Below are 18,466 nucleotides of genomic sequence, written 5' to 3' on the forward strand. Positions count from 1 at the left end.
AGCTCCTCAGAAGCCCAGCCGGTCCAAGGCCTTGGGGTCGCGCTGCCAGTCCTTGGCCACCTTCACGTGCAGGTCGAGGTAGACCCGGTGGCCCAGCAGCTTCTCGATGCCCTGCCGGGCCTGGGCGCCGACCTCGCGCAGCCGGGACCCGCCGCGACCGATGATGATGGCCTTCTGGCTGGGTCGCTCGACGAAGACGTTGACCCGGACGTCGGAGAGCGGGTCGTGCTCGGGCCGGTCCTCGCGAGCGACGATCTCCTCGACCTGGACGGCGAGGCTGTGGGGGAGCTCGTCCCGCACGCCCTCCAGCGCGGCCTCGCGGACCAGCTCGGCGATCATCACCAGGTCCGTCTCGTCGGTCAGCTGGTCCTCGGGGTAGAGCTGCGGCGACTCCGGCAGGTAGCCCGCCAGCAGGTCGGCGACCTCCTCGACCTGGTCCCCGCGCACCGCTGAGCAGGGGATGATCGCCGCCCAGTCGCCGAGTCCGTCGATCGCCACGAGGTGCTCGGCCAGCCGGTCCCGGCTGACGGCGTCGGCCTTGGTGGCGATGGCCACCACCGGCACCCTGCGCACCCGGTGCAGGTCCACCAGGTCCTTGGCGATGTACTGGTCGCCCGGCCCCACCCGCTGGTCCGCGGGCAGGCAGAAGCCGATGACGTCGACCGACAGGAGCGTCTCGCGGACCAGGTCGTTGAGCCGCTGGCCGAGCAGCGAACGGGGTCGGTGCAGCCCCGGGGTGTCCACCAGGATCAGCTGCGCGGTCTCGGTGGTCCGGATGCCACGAATGGTGTGCCGCGTCGTCTGCGGCTTGGAGGAGGTGATCGCCACCTTCGAGCCCACCAGTGCGTTGGTCAAGGTGGACTTGCCGGCGTTGGGCCGCCCGACCAGGCAGGCAAATCCGGCCCGGTATGCGGTCTCGTCGGGCTCACTGTGGGGCACTGCTGCTCACCTCGTCCTGGGCCGGGCTGGCCTCGTCCTGGTCCGGAACGGCGTCTTCCTCGCCGGCCTCCGGCTCACGCAGCCGGCGCACCAGCACTGTCGCGACGCGACGGCGCCGGCCGGCCATCCGCTCGGCGGTCAGCTCCAGGCCGGCGACCTCGCCCACCGACCCCTGGATGGGGACCATGCCGATGGCGGTGGCCAGCAGCCCGCCCACGGAGTCGACGTCCTCGGTCTCGATCTCCACGTCGAACATCTCGGCGAGGTCGTCGACGAGCATGTTGGCCGGCACCCGGACCAGCTCCTCGCCGTCCTCGGCGATGACCGGCTCCACCTCGGCCTGGTCGCGGTCGTACTCGTCGGTGATCTCGCCGACGATCTCCTCCAGGACGTCCTCGATGGTGATCAGCCCGGCGGTGCCGCCGTACTCGTCGATGACGAGGGCGACGTGGGCGCGGGCCTGCTGCATCTCGCGCAGCAGCTCATCCACGCGCTTCATCTCCGGGACCCGCTGGACCGGGCGCATCACCTCGGTCACCGGGGTGGTGGCGGCGGACTGGGCGCGGCTGTTCACGGCTCGGGCGACGTCCTTGAAGTAGAGCATCCCCAGGACGTCGTCGGTGTCCTCGCCGATGACCGGCACCCGGGAGAAGCCGGAGCGCAGGAACAGGCTCATCGCCTGCCGCAGCACCTTCTCGCCCTTGATCGTCACCAGGTCCGGGCGGGGCACCATGACCTCGCGCGCCACGGTGTCACCCAGCTCGAAGATCGAGTGGATCATCTCCCGCTCGTCGTCCTCGATGACCGCGGACTCCCCGGCCAGGTCGACCAGCTCCCGCAGCTCGGACTCGGTCGCGAACGGTCCCTCGGAGTAGCCGCGGCCCGGGGTGACCGCGTTGCCGATGAGGACGAGCACCTTGGCCAGCGGGCCGAGGAAGAGCCGGAGCAGGCGGACCAGCGGTGCGCTCATCAGCGCGACCACGTCCACGTGCTGGCGACCCAGCGTCCGCGGCGAGACGCCGACGACCACGAAGAGCACCACCGCCATGATGGCCGAGGCGATGAGTGCGGTCTGGACGTGGTTGTCGGTGACGATGTCGACGGCGACCGCCACCATGACCGCGGTCGCCGCCTCGGCCGTGACCCGGACGAAGGTGGCGACGGCCAGGTACGGGGTGACCTCGCGGGTGATGCGGACCAGCGCGCGGGCGCCGGAGCGTCCCTCGTCGAGCAGCTGCTCGGCCCGATGCCGGGACATCCGCTGCAGCGCGGTCTCCCCGGCCGAGAGCACGAAGGCGACGACGGTGGTGGTCAGCGCCAGGAGGATCAGCGTGATCATGTCCGCTTCGCCACGCTGTCGTCGTCGGCCGCACTGGTCGACCGGCCGCGCTGGGCCAGGAAGGTCAGCAGCAGCGTCCGCTGCAGGTCGAACATCTCCTGCTTCTCCGCCGGCTCGGCGTGGTCAAAACCCAGCAGGTGCAGGATGCCGTGCGTCGTCAGCAGCAGCAGCTCGTCGCCGACGGCGTGGCCCGCCCCCTGAGCCTGCCGACGGGCCACGGACGGGCAGAGCACGACGTCGCCGAGCATCCCGGCGGCCGACTCCTCCCCCTCATGACCCGGGCGCAGCTCGTCCATGGGGAAGCTCATCACGTCGGTCGGGCCGGGCAGGTCCATCCACTGCACGTGCAGCGCCGCCATCGTCTCCTCGTCGACCAGGGTGATGGTCAGCTCGGCCTGGGGGTGCACCCGCAGCTGGTCCAGGACGTGCCGTCCCAGGTCGGCCAGCTCCTGCTCGGAGACCGGTGAGGGCACCTCCCCGGACTCGTTCAGCACCTCGATGCTCACGAGGAGGAGTCCTCCTCCACCGCGCGGGGACGACGCGGCCCGCGCTGCTGGCGCGCGTCATACCGCCCGTAGGCGTCGACGATGTCCCCGATCAGCCGGTGTCGCACCACGTCCTGGCTGGTGAGCCGGGCGAAGTGGATGTCCTCCACGCCGTCGAGGATCTGCTGCACCACCTTCAGCCCGGACTGCACCCCACCGGGCAGGTCGACCTGCGTCGTGTCGCCGGTGACGACCATCTTGGAGCCGAAGCCCAGCCGGGTCAGGAACATCTTCATCTGCTCCGGGCTGGTGTTCTGCGCCTCGTCCAGGATGATGAAGGCGTCGTTGAGGGTGCGGCCACGCATATAGGCCAGTGGCGCGACCTCGATGGTGCCGGCGGCCATCAGCTTGGACATCGACTCAGGGTCGACCATGTCGTGCAGGGCGTCGTAGAGCGGGCGCAGGTAGGGGTCGATCTTGTCCGTCAACGTGCCCGGCAGGAAGCCCAGCCGCTCCCCCGCCTCCACCGCGGGGCGCGTCAGGATGATCCGGTTGACCTCCTTGGCCTGCAGCGCGGCGACCGCCTTGGCCATCGCCAGGTAGGTCTTGCCGGTGCCGGCCGGGCCCAGCCCGAAGACGATGGTGTGGGCGTCGATGGCGTCGACGTAGTGCTTCTGGTTCAGCGTCTTGGGCCGGATCGTGCGCCCCCGGCTGGAGACGATGTTCATCGTCAGCACGTCCGCCGGGCGGTCGGAGGTGGCCGCCCGCAGCATCCCGATGCTGCGCTCGACGGCGTCCCGGTTCAGCGGCTGGCCGCGGCGCACGATGGACACCAGCTCGTCGACGAGCCGCTCGACCAGCGCCAGCTCGGCGGAGTCCCCCGTGAGCCGGAATTCGTTGCCACGCACGTGCACGTCGATGCGCGGGAAGGCCCGCTCGATGGTGCGCAGCAGCTCGTCGCGGGGGCCGAGGAGGGCCACCATCGGAATCTCCTCGGGGATGACCACGGTGTGCGTGGCCGGGGTGAGGTGGGTGGGCGGCCCGGAGAAGCTCGACGATCCGGGGGGTTCAGGATGCTCGACATCGGTCATATCAGGTCCAAGTCTAGTGCTCGAAGGCTGGGCCGGTCCGGCGAACTCAGCCGGACGGGCGTGACCGGCCCGCCGCCACGACGGAGACGGCGCCGACGACGCAGGCGACCACCAGGGTGCCGACGAACGCGGTGTGGGGTGCGGCGGCATACGTCAGCCCGAAGACCACCCCGGTGATCGCCAGGGCGAAGGCGCTGGTCAGCGCCTCACCAACCTGCAGGGCCGAGGAGTTGCGGCCGATCTCGCCCGGGGGCGACAGGCGCATGGTGAGCAGCGAGGTGGTCGGGTATGCGGCGCCCAGACCGAGCGTGGCCAGGCCGTAGAGGACGATGACCGCCCAGCCGGGCCACGCGACCCATACCGCCAGCGCCATCGCCACCATGAGGGTGGCGTAGATGCTCACCCCGGCCACCATGACGCGGTAGCGGTCGGTCGCCGGACCGAGGCGGCCCTGGAAGAACGAGCCGAGGGCCCACGCGATGGACGCCACGGCCAGGACCGCGCCGGCCCGGGCCGGGGAGTAGCCGTGCTCGTCCCGCAGCATCAGCGGCAGGTAGGCCTCGGCGGCGACCAGGGAGCCGCCCAGGGCGGCGCGGACCCCGATGACGGCGGGCAGGCCCCGTGCCAGGCGCAGCGAGCCCAGCGGCAGCAGCCGCCAGCTGGCCAGCCCCAGCAGGACCAGCGCGACCGCACCGATGACCCACTCCCGGCCCTGCACCGACTCGCCGGAGAGGTTGAGGACCCCGACCGCGGCCGCGGCGACGACGGCCCAGCCGATCGTGGCCGGGCGCAGGAAGGGCGCGTCGTCGCTGGGGTAGGTCCCGCGCAGGGCCGGGCGCAGCACGAGCAACGCCACCGCCACGAGGGGCGCGACACCGAGGAACACCCAGCGCCACGACAGGTAGTGCACCAGCGAGCCGGTGAGGAGCGGCCCGACCAGACCGGGCACGACCCAGGCGGCGGCGAGCAGCGAGAAGACGGCGGGGCGGGAGGCGTCCGGGACGCGCTGTGCGATGACGACGTAGAGCGCGACGGTGGACAGCCCGCTGCCCAGCCCCTGCAGCCCACGGGCGACGCTGAACAGCTCCATCGTGGGTGCCAAACCGGCGACGAGCAGGCCCAGGGCGAAGGTCAGGGTGCCGGCGATGACGACGGGTCGGGGACCGCTCCGGTCCGACCACCAGCCGCTGAGGATCATCCCGACGATGCTGGCGGCGACGGTCGCGCCGAAGGCCATGTTGTACAGGTGGTAGCCCTGCAGCGCCTCCGCGATCGTCGGCATGGCGGCCCCGACGGCGATGTACTCCAGCGCGAAGAGCGCGATGAGCGCGGTCGCCCCGATGGAGGCCGAGCGCAGCTGCGGGCCGAAGAGCGAGGGTGCGGGCCCGGTGTCGGCGCCCGTGGTGCCAGAGTCCGAGGCACCGGAGCGTGTCGTGCCGGAGCCCGTGGTGCCTGTGCTCACCGCCACCTGCCCTGGGCGTTGAGGACGGCGAGCGCGGCCGGCCCGGCGCTGGAGGCGCGCAGGACGGTCCGGCCCAGGCGGACCGGTCGGGCACCTGCCGTGGTGAGCGCGGCCAGCTCCTCCGGCGCGATCCCACCCTCGGGGCCGACGACGACCAGCACCTCTCCCTGTTCGGGCAGGGCCACCTGGGCCAGCGGTTCGTCGGCCTCCTCGTGCAGGACGAGGGTGAGCGCCGACTCGGCGACGCGCCGCACCAGCTCACCCCGGGTCGCCAGGTCGGCGACGACCGGCACGCGGACGCGGCGGGACTGCTTGGTCGCCGCCTGCACGGTCTGCTCCCACTTGCGGTGGGCCTTCTGGGCCCGCTCGGCCCGCCAGCGCACGATCGAGCGGTCGGCCTGCCATGGGACCACCTCGTCGACGTCCAGCTCGGTCGCGGCCTCGACGGCCATCAGGTCGCGGTCCCCCTTCGCCAGCGCCTGCACCAGGACGAGGCGGGGCTGCGGCTCCGGGACCGTCCACAGCGAGTCGACCGCGAGCTGGAGGGCTCCCTGGTCGGCGGCAGTGACGGTGCAGGACGCGGCGCGACCCCGACCGTCGGAGACGAGGACCCCCTCGCCGACGCCGAGACGTTGCACGTCGGCGGCATGACGTCCCTCGGGGCCGTCCAGCCGCAGGGTGCCCGGCCCACCCTCGTCGTCGGCGTCGAGACTGCCGACCGGCACGAGGAACAGGGGCGCGGTCATCACCTGCCCCTCAGGGCGTCCCAGAGCTTGCTCTTGCGGCCGTGGCCGGCGCCGTTGGCACCCATGCGACCCGTGGGACGGGTCTCGTCCCGGCTCTCGGCCAGCTGGACCAGCAGCTCGCGCTGCTCGTCGGTGAGGCGGGTGGGGACCTTGACGTCCAGGTGCAGGACGAGGTCGCCGCGGCCCTGGCCGCGCAGGTGGGTGACCCCCAGACCGGGCAGCGTGATGGTCTCGCCGGGCTGGGTGCCCGGGGCGAGGTCGATCTCCTCCAGGCCGTCGAGGGTCTCCACGGGCAGGCTGGCGCCGAGCGCAGCCGCCGTCATGGGGACCTCCAGCGTTCCGTGCAGGTCGTCGCCCCGCCGCTGGTAGGTCTCGTGCGGCTCGACCGCGATCTCGACATACAGGTCCCCCGGCTCCCCGCCGTACGGTCCGACCTCGCCCTCACCGCTGAGCTGGATCCGGGTGCCCGTGTCCACCCCGGCCGGCACCCTCAACGTCAGGTCGCGGCGGGTGCGGACCCGTCCCTCGCCCGAGCAGTCGAAGCACGGGTGCTCGATCACGTCGCCGTAGCCGCGGCAGGCCTGGCACGGGCGGGAGGTCATCACCTGACCCAGGAACGAGCGTTGGACCTGCTGCACCTCGCCGCGGCCGACGCAGACCTGGCAGGTGCGGGTGCCGGAGTCCGGCTGCGCGCCCGAGCCGGTGCAGGTCTGGCACAGCACGGCCGTGTCGATGTACAGGGTCTCCTCCCCACCGAAGACGGCGGTGGGCAGGTCGATGTCCAGCCGGACTAGGGCGTCGTGACCGCGCTGAACCCGGGCCCGCGGGCCCCGGGTGCCGGCTGCGGTGCCGCCGAAGAAGGCGTCCATGATGTCGCTGAAGGTGAAGCCCTGGCCGAACCCGCCGGTGGCGCCGCCGTAGGGGTCCTGACCCCGGTCGTAGGAGGCGCGCTTGGTCGGGTCGCCGAGGACGTCGTAGGCCTGGCTGACCCGCTTGAACTCGGCCTCGGCGTCCGCCCCGGGGTTGACGTCCGGGTGGAGCTGACGGGCCTTGCGGCGGTAGGCCTTCTTGATCTCCTCGGGAGTGGCCTCGCGCGGCACTCCAAGATCGGCGTAGTAGTCGTTCACGGCGTGGGGCGTCCTCAGCTGGTCGCGGTCGGATGGGTTCGGCAGGTGGTCTTCAGGTGGTGCTCAGGTGGTGCTCAGGTGCTGGTGCGCCGGTCGGCGCGACGGGGTGACGTTGGTCCAACGACGGGGGCGCGGCAGGTATGCCGTGAGATCCCTCACCCGTCCAGGATCTCGGCGACGTAGTGCGCCACCGCGCGGACGGCGACCATGGCCTGGCCGTAGTCCATACGGGTGGGCCCCACGACGCCCAGGTTCCCGGCACCACCGTAGGCGGTGGCGATGACAGAGGTGGTGCGCAGCGGCGCGTACGGGTTCTCGGTCCCGATCGAGACGGCGACCGTGTCGCCGTCGCCCTCGGTGATCGTGGGCACGGCCTGGAGCAGCCGCAGCAGCACCACGTGCTCCTCCAGCGCCTCCAGGACCTGGGACAGGGTGGTCGGGAAGTCGCTGCCGACCCGGGCCAGGTTGGCGGTGCCGGCCAGCACGACCCGCTCCTCGGTGCTCTCCTCGGTGGCGTCGGCCAGGGCTCGCGCGACCGCGTCGGCGAGCGGCCGGTCCTCGGGCGGCATCCGCTCGGTCACCGCGGCCAACCGCGCCGGCACAGCGGTCAGCGGCTGGCCGACGGCCTGCTCGTTGACCAGGTTGCGCAGCCCTGCGACCAGCTCGGCCTCGACGCCCAGGTCGCGACCGGTCTCCACCATGCGCTGCTCGACGCGGCCGGTGTTGACGATGAGCACGACCATGAGGCGGGTCCCGCCGACCGGGACCAGCTCGATGTGCCGCACGGTGGACCGGGTCAGGCTCGGGTACTGCATGACGGCGACCTGCTGGGTCAGGCCCGCCAGGAGCCGGGTGGTGCGGGCGACGACGTCGTCCAGGTCCACCGCACCCTCCAGGAAGCGCTCGATGGCCGCGCGCTCGGCCTTGCTCATCGGCTTGACCTGCTGCAGCCGGTCCACGAAGAGCCGGTAGCCGGCGTCGGTGGGGATCCGTCCGGCGCTGGTGTGCGGTGCCGTGATAAGGCCCTCGTCCTCCAGCGCCGCCATGTCGTTGCGCACGGTCGCGGCCGAGACCCCGAGCTGATGGCGCTCCAGCAGGGCCTTGGACCCGACCGGCTCGGAGGTGCGCACGTAGTCCTGCACGATCGCCCGCAGCACCTCCAGACGACGCTCCTCGCTCATGGCTCCTCCCTCCGCCGCTGGCACTCTGCATACCTGAGTGCCAAGTCTACCCGGGGCACGCAAACCGAACCTCCCCTCGACCGAGCGCACGCTCCTCACCGACCAAGCGCACGTTTCGCACCGACCAACGACGCGGTCCGCCCATGGGCGGGCAAACCGTGCGCCCGGTCGGGGCCAGCCCGGGAGAACCGTGCGCCCGGTCGGGGCCCGACCGGGAGAACCGTGCGCCCGGTCGGGGGAGGGCGAGACTCAGTCGACCTGGCGGGGGTGGGTCATGTCGATCGGCACGACCCAGGCGTCGAACTCCTCCTCGGACAGGTGACCCGAGGCGATCGCGGACTCGCGCAGGGTCAGGCCCTCCTTGTGGGCGTGCTTGGCGATCGCTGCGGCCTTGTCGTAGCCGATGTGCGGGTTGAGCGCGGTGACCTGCATGAGGTTGCTGGCCAGGTTGGCCTCGATCGTGGCGTTGTCGGGCTCCAGGCCCACGGCGCAGCCGTCGTTGAACGCACGGCAGCCGTCGCCGATGAGCCGGATGCTCTCCAGCACGGCGTGGACCATGACCGGCTTGTAGACGTTGAGCTGGAAGTTGCCCTGGGTGCCGGCGAAGGCGACAGTGGCGTCGTTGCCGAAGACCCGGGTGGCGACCATGGTGAGGGCCTCGGACTGGGTGGGGTTGACCTTGCCCGGCATGATGCTCGACCCCGGCTCGTTCTCGGGGATGACCAGCTCGCCGATGCCGTTACGGGGGCCGGAGGCCAGCCAGCGCACGTCGTTGGCCATCTTCATCAGGGCGCCGGCCAGGGTGCGCAGGGCGGCGGAGGTCTGCACGAGGGCGTCGTGGGCCGACAGCGCAGCGAACTTGTTCTCCGCGGACACCAGCTCGAAGCCGGCCTCCTCCCCCATCTTCTGCGCGGCCAGGTCACCGAAGCGGGGGTGAGCGTTGAGCCCGGTGCCGACGGCGGTGCCGCCGATCGCCAGCTCCCGCAGGCCGTCCCCGGCGTGCCGCACCTCGCGCATCGCGTAGTCGATCTGGGCCACCCAGCCACCGATCTCCTGCCCCAGGGTGATCGGGGTCGCGTCCTGAAGGTGGGTGCGGCCGACCTTGACGACCCCGGCGAACTCCTCCGCCTTGGCGGCCAGCGTGTCCCGCAGCAGGGTCACGTCCCCCTCGAGCCGGTCCCGCAGCTCCAGCAGCACCGCGATGTGCATGGCCGTCGGGAAGGTGTCGTTGCTGCTCTGCCCACGGTTGACGTGGTCGTTGGGGTGGACCGGCGTCTTGCTGCCCATCTCGCCACCAGCCAGCTCGATGGCCCGGTTGGAGATGACCTCGTTGCTGTTCATGTTGCTCTGGGTGCCCGAGCCGGTCTGGAAGACGACCAGCGGGAAGTGGTCGTCCAGGTCCCCCGCGATCACCTCGTCGGCGGCGCGGACGATGAGGTCGGCCACGTCCTGCGGCAGCTCACCGAGCTCGGCGTTGGCCTGGGCGGCGCCCTTCTTCAGGATGCCCAGGGCCTTGATGACCGGGCGGCCCCAGACAAAGGTGTCCCGGCCGATCGGGAAGTTGTGGATGCTGCGCTGCGTCTGCGCGCCCCAGTAGCGGTCGGCGGCGACCTCGACCTGCCCCATGCTGTCCGTCTCGATGCGTGTCTGGCTCATGGCCTCATCGTAGGAGGGCCCACCTCTGGCGCCGTCGCCGCGCCCGTCGCCGCACCCGTCGGTCCGCTGTCGTCGCACCTCCCGCGTGCACTGCCGCGCCCCCACCGCCCCGCGCGCCTCACCCGTCCCAGCGGTCGCACCGCCTAGCGTCGGACGGCGTGATGGACAGGTATGGAGCAGACGTGCTGAGCGGGGACTGGCGGGCGCCGAGGCGCGGTCGCGCCCGGGAGGTCGAGGCGCAGACCGGGCTGGTGGTCGAGGACGTCGACACCGGCTGGTGCGGGGCCGTCGTGCGGGTGGAGAAGGCCGGCGGGATGCAGGTGGTGCACCTGGAGGACCGCCGCGGCAGGGTCAAGGGCTTCCCGCTCGGGCCGGGCTTCCTCCTCGACGGCGCCCCTGTCGTCCTCACCGCCCCCACGGCCGAACGCCGGGCCCAGGTCGCAGCGGCCAAGCAGGCGGCCAGCCGGACCGCCAGCGGGTCGGTACGCGTCGACGGTCAGGCCGCTCGCGTGGCCAGCGGCTCCCGGATCTGGGTCGAGGGCCGGCACGACGCAGAGCTGGTGGAGAAGGTCTGGGGCGACGACCTGCGGGTCGAGGGGGTCGTGGTGGAGATGCTGGACGGTGTCGATGACCTGGCGGCCGAGATCCGGCGCTTCACGCCGACCCCGGACCGCCGGCTCGGCGTTCTCGTCGACCACCTGGTGCCGGGCACCAAGGAGAGTCGGATCGTGGCCGCCGCCGAGCAGGTCAGCCCGCACGTGCGGATCCTGGGCCACCCCTACGTCGACGTGTGGCAGTCGGTCAAGCCGGCCCGGCTGGGACTGGAGGCGTGGCCGGTCATCGCGAAGGGGCGTTCGTGGAAGCACGGGGTGCTCGCCGAGCTCGGCTGGCCGCATACCTCGCAGACCGACGTGGCGCTCGGATGGAAGAAGATCCTGTCCACCGTGCGTTCCTACAGTGACCTGGAACCTACGCTGCTCGCCAGCGTCGAAGAGCTGATCGACTTCGTCACGGTTCCCTGACACCCCAAGGAGTGAGTGTCTTGACGCACAACCCCTACCCCCAGCAGCCTCCGATCCCGCAGCCCGGCGACCCCCGCAGCTACAGCGCCGCCCCCGACCCGGCGAACGGCGAGGAGCGCACGATGATGCTCCTCGCCCACCTGTCCGCCCCGGCGGCGATGCTGCTCAGCGTGGGCTGGCTGCCCTTCCTCGGCCCGCTGCTGGTCTGGCTCTTTTACCGCGAGCGCAGCGCGGCCGTGCGGACCGCCGCCGCCGGCGCCTTCAACTTCAACCTCACGATGACGATCGCCTCGGTGCTCACCTGGATCAGCGTCTTCGTCACCCTCGGCATCGGCCTCATCTGGGCGGTCCCGATCTGGATCGTGCTGTTCATCGTCCAGATCGTGGTCCATGTGCGCGGTGCGCTGGCCGCGTCCCGGGGCGAGGTCTACAACTACCCCCTGCAGATCCGGCTGCTCAGCTGAACCCCTCCTGCCCCGTCCGAGGGGCGCTCAGCCTCGGCGTGTCAAGCGCGACACGCCGGGGGAGGTCGCATTTCCTCGCAGATCCCTTGCGCGCAGGGGCGGTCGGGAGTAGAACTCTGCTACGCACTCCTCGCGGAGAGCGGATCGCAAGACTCGTCGAGGATTCGATGATCTGGCAGGTGCCCGCCACCCGCTGGTGACCCCTCTGGTGATGCAGGGGAGAGCCTCGGACACCTTCGCGATCGTCCGGCGCATCTCAGCCGGTCGTGGCCCGGTTCGCAGACTCATACTCCGCGAACCGGGCCACATCCATCTCCAGGCTGATCGGGGCTCGTCGAGGCTGCTCGACGCTCCTCGAGACTCGCCCGAGCTCCCGTAGCTTCCAGGCCCTGCCGGCTCATACCCGGCAGGGACTGACGTCATTGTGCGGCACGCGTCTGACGGACCGGCAGAGCGCAGGTGGCGTGTCGGTGAACTCGGCCGCGCGGTGACGCCGCCGCTACTTCGTGCGCGGCCTCAGGGGGGTAGGCCCGGGCGTCCAGGGCACCACGATCTCCTGCTCCACCGCGCGGGCGGCCATGCCGCGCGCGGCGGTGTGCCCGGCCGCAACCATGGCCTCCTCGATCACCCGCGCCAGCTTCTGCGGGTGCGGGGTGCCCAGGATCCACCACGCGTAGGGGATCTTTCGACGGCCGCTGCCGGAGGACATCGTGGTGGTCGTCTCCAGCAGGCCCGGGATGTGCACCCACGTGCCTGCGTCGGTGGCGCTGTCCAGCCCGTTGACGGCCAGCGACCGGTAGGCCAACGGACCCGTCCCGATCCGGTAGTGCGGGCTCACCTGCGGCATCCCCCGGTGCCGCGAGATCAGCTGGCTGCGGCGCAGGACTCGCACGCGCGCCGGGTCGACCGAGCCCCACGGCACGACATACCTCGCGCTACGGGTCGGGCCGTAGCCCAGCACCAGGCCGCGCTCGCACACCCGGTGCCGCTCCAGGACCCCCGGGAGCGCGATGGCGGAGCACAGCAGCACCATCAGGAGGAGCACGAAGAACCGGAACCACAGGGGGTCGTCCGGGACGGCCAGCCACTGCCAGGTGACCACCCCGACGGTGATGGCGACCATCACGGCGGACGCGATGGGCCCCGGCCAGCAGCGGAACGTCGCCAGGACCCGCCCCATGTCCTCCCCTCGCAGGGGGCCAGGCTCCGGCGCCATCAACTCGCCCGGAGCAGCGTGCGCACGAAGGCCTCGACCCCGTCGAAGCCCTCCCCACGGAAGCGGATCAGCCCGTCCTGCTCCCGACGGGACAGGTAGCTGCCCTCGGGACCGGAGTAGAGGCCGGAGAAGCTGACCTCCTCGGGTGCGCTCGACTCCATCCGGCTCAGCGTCACCGCCACGAGAGCCTGGCCGACGGGCTCCAGGCGCGGGTCCTGGCCCTGCACCTCCTCGACGGCGAGCCGCACGTCGAAGTCCGGTGCCGGCGTCTGGGCGTCCACGCCGGACCAGGCCATCAGCGCCAGGGCGGTGTCCTCCGCCGCGGCGAGCACGAACTCGTGGAAGCCCTGGACGGTGATGAACTCGGCCAGCCACCGGTCCTGCTCCTGCTCGTAGAGCACGATCCAGTCGGTGCCCAGGGTGGTGGTGCGCTCGGCGACGACCGTCGACGGCGCATGCCGGCGCATCCCGAGCAGTGCCCACACCTCTGCTGGCGAGGTCTGCCGGATGGTGCCCTGGACGTCGTCCAGCGGCAGCGCCTCGACGAGCCCCCGGACGGTGAGCGAGCGCATACCCATGGCGACGGCGAGCTCCCGCTCCTGCGGCTCCAGCGTGTCCAACCAGGGCAGCGGCACGGGACGGTCCTGTCCCTCGAAGACCAGGGCGGCGATCTCCTCGTCGCTGTACGAGCCGAGGTTGAGCGCCTCCTCGGCCGACTCCTCGATCATCTCCTCCGTGAGCGAGGCGACCTCCGGGTCGAGGAAGGGGTTGTCCTGGTCCGAGGCTTGGCCGGGGGTGTGGTCAGGCACAGCTGTTCTCCGTCGTGCTGGTCGGGTCGCGGTGGTGAGGTCAAGCTGGTCAGAGCCGTTCAAAGGGCCGGGTGGGAGGACAGGAGTGGAGGGCTCAGCCGAAGAGCCCCTTCCAGACCTTCTTGCCGATGTCCTTGGCGCCCTCGAAGGCCTTCTTCCCGACGTCGACGACCTTCTTGGCCGCCTCGCCGACCGCCTCCCGGTTCTCGTACAGCCAGGCGCCGGCGGCGACCGCGCCACCGACGGCGATGATGCCCAGGCCCACCGGGCCCAGCGCCGCTCCCGCGACGAGCGCGTAGGTGGCCAGGCCACCGGCCGCGAGACCCCCCGCGCCGCCCAGACCGGTCACGACGCGGTCGGTCGTGGACATCCCCTCCCCACCGCGCAGGGCGCGGTAGATGTCGTAGCCACCCGTCACGGCCCCGAGCGGGGCGAGCAGCCGGCCGCCGGCCCGGACGGTTGACCCGATCCGGCTGGTGCCGAAGCGGGCCATCGTCCCGCGCCACCCGGTCTGCGGAGCGCCTCCCCGGGGCACACCCGTGCGGATCTCACCGTAGCGGTGGTGGGTGCCCCCTGATCTGGGGTAGCGCGTCTGTGCGTGGCCCAGGGCGAGGCGGTCCGACTGCAGGCGCCGCATGTTCTTGTAGTAACGGTGCGCCCCGGCCAGCCCCTGGCTGCGACGCGTCGCCTTGAGCCGTGACCGGGCCGAGCCCCCCTGGCCCCGGGTGTCCTTGATCGCCTGCACCGTCCGGTTGTAGGCGGCGCTGTCGCGGGCGATGGCGATCGCCTGCCAGCTGTACCAGCCGTTCGTCAACGCCTTCTGCACGTTCTTGCCGACGTCCACGAGCTGCTGGGTCGAGGCTCGCCGTTGAAGATCGCCTCGAGCTGGTCCATCGAGAGCCCGACCTGCTGGGGCAGGATCGCCGCCGTCGAGGCCCCCCACGCGTCCACCGGCGACGTCGTGGCCGCTCCCGGCGACCAGGTCGTCGCCAGCCCCGACAGGGCAGACCGCGCCCGCGACTGCGCCTCGTCGAAGGTCGTGTGGGCATTCTCGGCATCGGTGCGGTGCCGGGACATGTCCGAGCGTGCCTGCGACTCGAGCTCGGTCTCCCCGGTGCTCTGCGCCAGGTTGAACAGCCGGCGCGCATCGTCATACCCGGTGGAGGCGGTGTCGATCGCCGACTGGGCGCTCTCCAGCGCGTCGGCGTAGTCGGCGAGCGCCGCCGCCACATCGGAGAAGACCTGGGCGGCTTCCTCCATCGCCCCGGCGCCGTCGTGGTACAGCCCCTGGAAGTCCGCCACGCGCCGGGTCGGCAGCGCCGCCTCAGCGGTCCCGGCGGCACCGAAGAGCGTGTCCAGCCGCGTGCCGCCGACGCGTTCCGCCAACCCCGTCAGCCGGCTCGCGCCGTCGCGGATGCCACCGGGGTTGCCCTGAGGCCGGGCGAAGGCGCTCACACCGCCACCTGGCCGCCGGTCGCGAGGTCGAGCTGCTCCCCCGCGGTGGCGCTGCCGGTGCCCATCGCGGACACCAGGACGGCGGCTGCCGCGACGGCGCCTCCGGCAGCCAGGACGGCGTTCTCCGCGAGCACCCCGATCTCGCCGGGCGCTGCGCCGGCGATGTCACTCCCCGGACCCTTGCACGCCAGGGAGTCGGCCGCCAGATCCGTCCCCAACCCGTCCAGCCTGGTCGCCGCGCCCCGCAGCGCCGTCGGGTCACCTCCGGCAAAGCCCATGCTTGCACGCCTCCCTCGCATCGGTCCTGTCGCGCGCGAGCCAGATCCCCTCCGGCGCGCGCGACTGAGCGGGCCCAGTGTAGGCACAGGCCGGTCCGGACAGGCGTCGTGCGGCACGGCACCTCGTGTCGCGGTCGCTCCCGCCCTCCTTACCGTGCGCGCGGCGTCAGCCCCACGTCAGCCCAGCAGCCGGTGCACCACCGTGTCCGCCAGCAGCCGGCCGCGCAGGGTGAGCACGACCCGTCCCTGCACCGCCGCCCGCCCCTCCACCAGGCCGTCGGCGACCAGACCCGCGACCGCGAGACGTCCCTCGGGCCGGAGCCTGTCGACGGGCAGGCCGTCGGCGAGGCGCACGCCGAGCAGCACCTGCTCGTCATACCGCTCGCCGTCGCCGAGCAGCTCGCGCGCGTGGGCCGGGCTGTGCGCCTGCTCGAGCCGGTCGGCGTAGGCCCGCGGGTGCTTGACGTTCCACCAGCGCACTCCCCCGACGTGGCTGTGCGCGCCGGGGCCGACGCCCCACCAGTCGTCGCCCCGCCAGTAGGCGATGTTGTGCCGGCAGCGCCGCTCCGGGGAGCGGGCCCAGTTGGAGATCTCGTACCACCCGTAGCCGGCCGCGGCGAGCAGCTCGTCGGCCAGCTCGTACTTGTCCGCCTCGTCGTCGTCGTCCGGCGCCGGCACTGCTCCCCGGCGCACCTGCCCGTGCAGCTTGGTGCCCTCCTCGACGACCAGGGCGTAGGCCGAGACGTGGTCCGGCTCGAGGGAGGCCACGAGCTCCAGGCTGGTCCGCCAGTCCTGCAGCGACTCCCCCGGCGTGCCGTAGATCAGGTCCAGGCTGATCTGCATCCCCGCCTCGCGCACCGCGTGCACCGCCCGCACCACGTTGGCCGGATCGTGGGTGCGATCGAGGGTGCGCAGCACGTGCGGGACGGCGGACTGCATACCGATGCTCACCCGGGTGAAGCCGTGCGCCCTCAGCCGCTGCGCCACCTCGGGCGTGACCGTGTCGGGGTTGGCCTCGGTGGTCACCTCGGCGTCGGGCGCCAGGCCCCAGGTATGCCGTACCCGTTCCAGCAGCCCGCCCAGCTGGTCCGGGTCGAGCATCGTCGGTGTGCCGCCGCCGACGAAGACGGTCTCCACGGCGCCGGGCCGGTCGCCCAGCACCCGACCAGCGAGCTCGAGCTCGCGGTGGGCCGCCTCGACGAAGGTCTCGGTCAACGACCGGGCCTCCCCCGACAGCAGCGGCTGCTCCGGGCCGGTCTGCCCCAGCTCGGGCAGCGTGTAGGTGTTGAAGTCGCAGTAGCCGCAGCGGACGCGGCAGAACGGGACGTGCAGGTAGACCGAGAACGGGCCGGCACCCACGCTGGCCAGCGCGGTCTGTGGGAGGGAGCCGTCCTGCGGTGCGGGCTCACCAGGGGGGAACGCGGACGGCATACCTCCCAGTGTCCCAGACCGGACACGGCGCACTCGCTCGCCGCGTGTGGGGCGCGGTGCCGCGTTAACCTCGCAGGGTGCAGCAGCGCCTCCGTGAGTACATCGACAGCCTGCGGGACCAGGGCTACACCGTCCGGGACGACCAGGGCTCGGACCCCGACCTGATCACCCCGGACGGGAGCGCCGTCGACACCTGGCGCGAGGACTACCCCTACAGCGAGCGGATGACCCGCGACTACTACGAGGTCGAGAAGTGGCTGCTGCAGGTAGAGCTGCTGAAGTTCCAGTACTGGGCCAAGGACAACGGCAGCCGTCATCTGCTCGTCTTCGAGGGGCGGGACGCCGCGGGCAAGGGTGGGTCGATCAAGCGGTTCATGGAGCACCTCAACCCCCGCGGCGCACGCGTCGTGGCACTCAACAAGCCGACCGAGGTCGAGGCCGGGCAGTGGTACTTCCAGCGCTACGTGGAGAACCTGCCGACCTCCGGGGAGATCGTGCTCTTCGACCGGTCCTGGTACAACCGCGCCGGCGTGGAGCGGGTGATGGGCTTCTGCTCGCACGCGGAGTACGAGGTGTTCATGGAGCAGGCGCCGCTGTTCGAGCGGATGCTGGTCGACGCGGGGCTGTCGATCACCAAGTTCTGGTTCTCGGTGACCCAGTCCGAGCAGCGGACCCGGTTCGCGATCCGGCAGCTGGACCCGGTGCGGCAGTGGAAGCTGTCGCCCATGGACCTGGAGAGCCTGGACCGCTGGGACGACTACACCGCGGCCAAGGAGGAGATGTTCCGCCGCACGGACACCGACTGGGCGCCCTGGATCACGATCAAGTCCAACGACAAGAAGCGTGCGCGGATCAACGCCATGCGCCACTTCCTCTCCCAGTTCGAGTACGAGGGCAAGGACCACGACGTGGTGCTGCGCCCCGACCCCCGGCTGGTCAAGCGGGCCCGGGACACGGTCGGCGACTGAGGGCCGGCCTCCCCCGACCGGGCGCACCCTCCTCTCTGCCCGGGCGCAGGTGTGTGCTCAGCGCAGGCGGTAGGCCAGGTCGGTGATCTGCCGGCCGGCCGCGGTGCCGCGGCGCTCGAAGCGGGTCACGGGACGCAGCGGGGCCCGGTCGGTGGAGACCAGCTCCAGGCGCGGCTCGGCCCCCACCACCTCGCGCATCGACTCGGCGTAGTGGTCCCAGTCCGTGGCCAGACGCCATACCCCGTCCGGGGCGAGCAGCCGGACCACGGCGTCGACGAAGTCCGGGGTGACGATCCGGCGCTTGTGGTGCTTGGCCTTGGGCCAGGGGTCGGGGAAGAAGGTCCAGACCTCGTGCACCGACCCCGGGGCGAGCATCGTCTGCAGGGCCACCACGGCGTCGACCTCGACGATGCGCACATTGGGCTGGGCCCCGGCGCCGGTCTCGGCCTCCATCTTGGCCAGCGCGTGCCCGATCCCGGGTCTCCACACCTCCAGGGCCAGGAAGTCCCACTCGGGACGCTGCGCAGCGCCGGCGACCAGGGCGTCACCGGACCCGGACCCGACCTCGACGACGAGGGGTGCCGTGCGGCCGAAGACCTCCTGCGGGTCGAGGCGGTAGGCCGGGTCCACCACCGTCGAGGTCGCGCCCATGGGACGGGGTACCTCCACCAGGACCTGGTCCGCGATCCGGTCCCACGCGGCCTGGTGCGCCCGGGGCATCCGCCCTCCGCGCCGGGTGAAGGAGCGTGTCCGCGCCAGCGGTCGGGGGCCGATGAACGGGTGGCCGAGGGCGTAGT

The 18,466-nt window shown here is 72.0% G+C and carries 19 protein-coding genes; 3 read left to right on the plus strand and 16 right to left on the minus strand.

What is annotated here, in order from left to right:
- Positions 1-6: 6 nt before the first annotated feature.
- From era to fumC, 9 genes are all read right to left on the minus strand, one after another.
- Positions 7-939, minus strand: coding sequence for a GTPase Era (gene era, locus ESZ52_RS11855; RefSeq protein WP_131105107.1), 933 nt, complete (start codon positions 937-939; stop codon positions 7-9).
- Entirely contained in the window at positions 926-2,278 is a 1,353-nt protein-coding gene (locus tag ESZ52_RS11860) for a hemolysin family protein (protein WP_131105108.1), read from the minus strand. Before ESZ52_RS11860 ends, era begins: the two co-directional genes overlap by 14 nt.
- A complete protein-coding gene (gene ybeY / locus ESZ52_RS11865; RefSeq protein ID WP_131105109.1) occupies positions 2,275-2,784 on the minus strand; it encodes an rRNA maturation RNase YbeY in 510 nt (169 codons plus the stop codon). The genes ESZ52_RS11860 and ybeY overlap by 4 nt, the downstream gene beginning before the upstream one ends.
- On the minus strand, positions 2,781-3,854 hold the full coding sequence (locus tag ESZ52_RS11870) for a PhoH family protein (protein WP_181009981.1): 1,074 nt from the start codon (positions 3,852-3,854) through the stop codon (positions 2,781-2,783). The genes ybeY and ESZ52_RS11870 overlap by 4 nt, the downstream gene beginning before the upstream one ends.
- 46 nt (positions 3,855-3,900) lie before the next feature.
- The gene (locus ESZ52_RS11875) at positions 3,901-5,316 is read right to left on the minus strand and encodes an MFS transporter (RefSeq protein WP_131105110.1); all 1,416 of its coding nucleotides are present in this window, start codon (positions 5,314-5,316) and stop codon (positions 3,901-3,903) included.
- Positions 5,313-6,062, minus strand: a complete 750-nt coding sequence (locus ESZ52_RS11880) for a 16S rRNA (uracil(1498)-N(3))-methyltransferase (RefSeq protein ID WP_131105111.1) — start codon at positions 6,060-6,062, stop codon at positions 5,313-5,315. Before ESZ52_RS11880 ends, ESZ52_RS11875 begins: the two co-directional genes overlap by 4 nt.
- The gene (gene dnaJ / locus ESZ52_RS11885; protein WP_131105112.1) at positions 6,062-7,189 is read right to left on the minus strand and encodes a molecular chaperone DnaJ; all 1,128 of its coding nucleotides are present in this window, start codon (positions 7,187-7,189) and stop codon (positions 6,062-6,064) included. Before dnaJ ends, ESZ52_RS11880 begins: the two co-directional genes overlap by 1 nt.
- A 155-nt stretch (positions 7,190-7,344) precedes the next feature.
- On the minus strand, positions 7,345-8,370 hold the full coding sequence (gene hrcA / locus ESZ52_RS11890; RefSeq protein ID WP_131105113.1) for a heat-inducible transcriptional repressor HrcA: 1,026 nt from the start codon (positions 8,368-8,370) through the stop codon (positions 7,345-7,347).
- A gap of 249 nt (positions 8,371-8,619) precedes the next feature.
- Positions 8,620-10,026, minus strand: a complete 1,407-nt coding sequence (fumC, locus tag ESZ52_RS11895; protein ID WP_131105114.1) for a class II fumarate hydratase — start codon at positions 10,024-10,026, stop codon at positions 8,620-8,622.
- 158 nt (positions 10,027-10,184) lie between these two features.
- On the opposite strand from fumC, the gene ESZ52_RS11900 reads away from it, so the two are divergent.
- Both ESZ52_RS11900 and ESZ52_RS11905 read left to right on the plus strand, forming a co-directional pair.
- Positions 10,185-11,048, plus strand: a complete 864-nt coding sequence (locus tag ESZ52_RS11900; RefSeq protein ID WP_131105115.1) for a DUF3097 domain-containing protein — start codon at positions 10,185-10,187, stop codon at positions 11,046-11,048.
- 11 nt (positions 11,049-11,059) lie between these two features.
- Positions 11,060-11,512: a DUF4870 domain-containing protein gene (locus ESZ52_RS11905; RefSeq protein WP_425600014.1), complete on the plus strand. Its 453-nt coding sequence runs from the start codon at positions 11,060-11,062 to the stop codon at positions 11,510-11,512.
- 499 nt (positions 11,513-12,011) lie between these two features.
- Here ESZ52_RS11905 and ESZ52_RS11910 read toward each other — a convergent pair whose 3' ends face one another.
- The 6 genes from ESZ52_RS11910 to hemW all read right to left on the minus strand — a co-directional run bounded on the left by ESZ52_RS11910 (position 12,012) and on the right by hemW (position 16,701).
- Entirely contained in the window at positions 12,012-12,692 is a 681-nt protein-coding gene (locus tag ESZ52_RS11910; RefSeq protein ID WP_131105116.1) for a hypothetical protein, read from the minus strand.
- Positions 12,693-12,727: 35 nt separating this feature from the next.
- On the minus strand, positions 12,728-13,537 hold the full coding sequence (locus ESZ52_RS11915; RefSeq protein ID WP_131105117.1) for a hypothetical protein: 810 nt from the start codon (positions 13,535-13,537) through the stop codon (positions 12,728-12,730).
- Between the two features lie 94 nt (positions 13,538-13,631).
- Positions 13,632-14,381: a hypothetical protein gene (locus tag ESZ52_RS11920; protein WP_131105118.1), complete on the minus strand. Its 750-nt coding sequence runs from the start codon at positions 14,379-14,381 to the stop codon at positions 13,632-13,634.
- Positions 14,348-14,992 carry a hypothetical protein gene (locus ESZ52_RS11925; protein WP_131105119.1) on the minus strand — a complete coding sequence of 215 codons (645 nt, stop codon included), beginning with the start codon at positions 14,990-14,992 and terminating at the stop codon, positions 14,348-14,350. Before ESZ52_RS11925 ends, ESZ52_RS11920 begins: the two co-directional genes overlap by 34 nt.
- A complete protein-coding gene (locus ESZ52_RS11930; RefSeq protein ID WP_131105120.1) occupies positions 14,989-15,270 on the minus strand; it encodes a hypothetical protein in 282 nt (93 codons plus the stop codon). Before ESZ52_RS11930 ends, ESZ52_RS11925 begins: the two co-directional genes overlap by 4 nt.
- A gap of 177 nt (positions 15,271-15,447) precedes the next feature.
- Positions 15,448-16,701: a radical SAM family heme chaperone HemW gene (gene hemW, locus ESZ52_RS11935; RefSeq protein WP_131105121.1), complete on the minus strand. Its 1,254-nt coding sequence runs from the start codon at positions 16,699-16,701 to the stop codon at positions 15,448-15,450.
- 77 nt (positions 16,702-16,778) lie between these two features.
- Here hemW and ppk2 point away from each other — a divergent pair, with 77 nt between their 5' ends.
- Positions 16,779-17,669 (plus strand): polyphosphate kinase 2, encoded by an 891-nt coding sequence (ppk2, locus tag ESZ52_RS11940; RefSeq protein ID WP_131105122.1) that lies wholly within the window; start codon positions 16,779-16,781, stop codon positions 17,667-17,669.
- 57 nt (positions 17,670-17,726) lie between these two features.
- On the opposite strand, the gene trmB is transcribed toward ppk2, so the two are convergent.
- A complete protein-coding gene (gene trmB / locus ESZ52_RS11945; RefSeq protein WP_131105123.1) occupies positions 17,727-18,389 on the minus strand; it encodes a tRNA (guanosine(46)-N7)-methyltransferase TrmB in 663 nt (220 codons plus the stop codon).
- Positions 18,390-18,466 lie beyond the last annotated feature (77 nt).

Origin of the sequence: Ornithinimicrobium sufpigmenti (assembly GCF_004322775.1) — a bacterium.
In the GTDB taxonomy this organism is placed as follows: Bacteria; Actinomycetota; Actinomycetes; order Actinomycetales; family Dermatophilaceae; genus Ornithinicoccus; species Ornithinicoccus sufpigmenti.